Raw genomic sequence first — 2,428 nt, forward strand, 5'->3', positions numbered from 1 at the left:
GCCCGCCGGCCCGCGCGGCCCCCCGCCCCGGCAAACGATCCGGGTCCGACGGTCCCGGCACCGCAGTCGACCGACTCCGAGCCCGTGCCGACAGCGGGTGTCCCGAGGCCCTCCGTTCCGGCGACCGGTTCCCCGCCGACCGGGACGCGCGGGCCCGGGCCGGGGTCCGCCCCGGGCCCACATAGTGAGACATGCGTCCCATGAACTTGACACCCCGCCGACCCGCGGAGGATCGTCTGTTTCATGCGCACCCGAATTCTCGTACTCGGCAGGCGCGTCGGCTGACGCCGGGCCCGCGGTTCCGCGGACCCCCACCGACGCGCCCCCCTCGCCTGCCTTCCGGCACGAGGGGTTTTTTGTTGCACCGGACACCCCGCGGGTCCCCGGAGCCACCATCGGGCTCCCGCGGGTGGTCTCACCCCATCCAGCCCGACCCGTCCCGGAGGACCCTCACCGGGGCGGCACCCGCACCCTCACCATCCGGGAAGAGAAGCGATGACCGAGCAGGCCACCGGGGCACCGAAGCCCCACCCCCGGGCCCCCCGCGGCGGACCGCAGCCCGCCGCCACCGTCGAGCACGTCACCGGAGCGCAGTCCCTCATCCGCTCCCTGGAGTCCGTGGGTGCCGACACCGTCTTCGGCATCCCGGGCGGCGCCATCCTCCCCGCCTACGACCCGATGATGGACTCCACCCGGGTGCGGCACGTGCTCGTCCGTCACGAGCAGGGCGCGGGTCACGCCGCCACCGGCTACGCCCAGGCCACCGGTCGCGTCGGCGTCTGCATGGCCACCTCCGGCCCCGGGGCCACCAACCTGGTCACCCCCATCGCCGACGCCCACATGGACTCCGTGCCCCTGGTGGCGATCACCGGCCAGGTCGCCAGCCGCGCCATCGGCACCGACGCCTTCCAGGAAGCCGACATCTGCGGCATCACCCTGCCGGTCACCAAACACAACTTCCTGGTCACCGACCCCGCGGACATCCCCCGGACCATCGCCGAGGCGTTCCACATCGCCTCCACCGGTCGCCCCGGGCCGGTGCTGGTGGACATCGCCAAGGACGCCCTCCAGGCGGAGACCACCTTCAGCTGGCCCCCCACCCACGACCTGCCCGGCTACCGCCCGGTGAGCCGGCCGCACGCCAAGCAGATCCGCGAGGCCGCCCGGCTGATCACCGCGGCCCGCCGTCCGGTGCTGTACGTGGGCGGCGGCGTCATCAAGTCCGCCGCCTCCGCCGAGCTGCTGGCCCTGGCCGAGTTCGCCCGCATCCCGGTGACCACCACCCTGATGGGCCTGGGGTCCTTCCCCGACACCCACCCGTTGCACGTCGGCATGCCCGGCATGCACGGTTCGGTCACCGCCGTCACCGCGCTGCAGAAGTCCGACCTGATCATCGCGATCGGCGCCCGCTTCGACGACCGCGTCACCGGGAAGCTGGACTCCTTCGCGCCCGCGGCGAAGATCGTCCACGCCGACATCGACCCCGCCGAGATCGGCAAGAACCGGGCCGCGGACGTGCCGATCGTCGGTGACGCCAAGGACGTCCTGGGCGACCTCCTGGCCGCCCTGCGCACCGAGGCCGAGGCCGGGAGCACCGGCGACTACACCGCCTGGCGCGAACTGCTGGGCCGCTGGCGGGAGACCTACCCGCTGGGCTACGACCTGCCGGAGGACGGCAGCCTCTCCCCGCAGCAGGTCATCGAGCGGATCGGGCGTCTGGCCCCGGAGAACACCATCTACACCGCCGGCGTCGGCCAGCACCAGATGTGGGCCGCCCACTACCTGACCTTCGACCGTCCCGGCACCTGGCTGAACTCCGGCGGCCTGGGCACCATGGGGTACGCCGTGCCCGCCGCGCTGGGCGCCAAGGCCGGCCGGCCGGACGCCACCGTGTGGGCGGTCGACGGTGACGGGTGCTTCCAGATGACCAATCAGGAACTGGTCACCGCCGCGCTGAACAACATCCCGATCAAGGTCGCCATCATCAACAACGGCGCCCTGGGCATGGTCCGCCAGTGGCAGACCCTCTTCTACAACCAGCGCTACTCCAACACGGTGCTGCACTCCGGCCCCAACGGGGAGGGCCCGGCCGGCGACGCGGGGGCCACCCGCGGCACCAGGGTGCCGGACTTCGTCAAGCTGGCCGAGGCGATGGGCTGTGTCGGGCTGCGCTGCGAGGACCCCGAGGACCTCGACGCGGTGATCGAGAAGGCCAACTCCATCAACGACCGACCGGTCGTCGTGGACTTCATCGTCCACGAGGACGCCATGGTCTGGCCGATGGTCGCGGCCGGCACCTCCAACGACGAGGTCATGGCCGCCCGGGGCGTGCGCCCCGACTTCGGCGACTCGGACGACTGACCCCCACCCGCCGTCCCCGGCGTCCGCGTCCGCGCCGGGCCGGGAGTTCCGGGGACGGCCCCACCCG

General features: G+C 73.0%; 1 protein-coding gene. It reads left to right on the plus strand.

Features of this window, described 5'->3' with window-relative positions; genetic code table 11:
- Nucleotides 1-495: 495 nt before the first annotated feature.
- Nucleotides 496-2,361: an acetolactate synthase large subunit gene (locus tag FNQ90_RS19745; protein WP_143618051.1), complete on the plus strand. Its 1,866-nt coding sequence runs from the start codon at nt 496-498 to the stop codon at nt 2,359-2,361.
- The last annotated feature ends 67 nt before the right edge of the window (nt 2,362-2,428 follow it).

Origin of the sequence: Streptomyces alkaliphilus (assembly GCF_014141535.1) — a bacterium.
In the GTDB taxonomy this organism is placed as follows: domain Bacteria; phylum Actinomycetota; class Actinomycetes; order Streptomycetales; family Streptomycetaceae; genus Streptomyces; species Streptomyces alkaliphilus.

Excerpts from the sequence above, each read along its gene's own strand:
- FNQ90_RS19745 (WP_143618051.1), top strand. The coding sequence starts at position 496 with ATGACCGAGCAGGCCACCGGGGCACCGAAGCCCCACCCCCGGGCCCCC.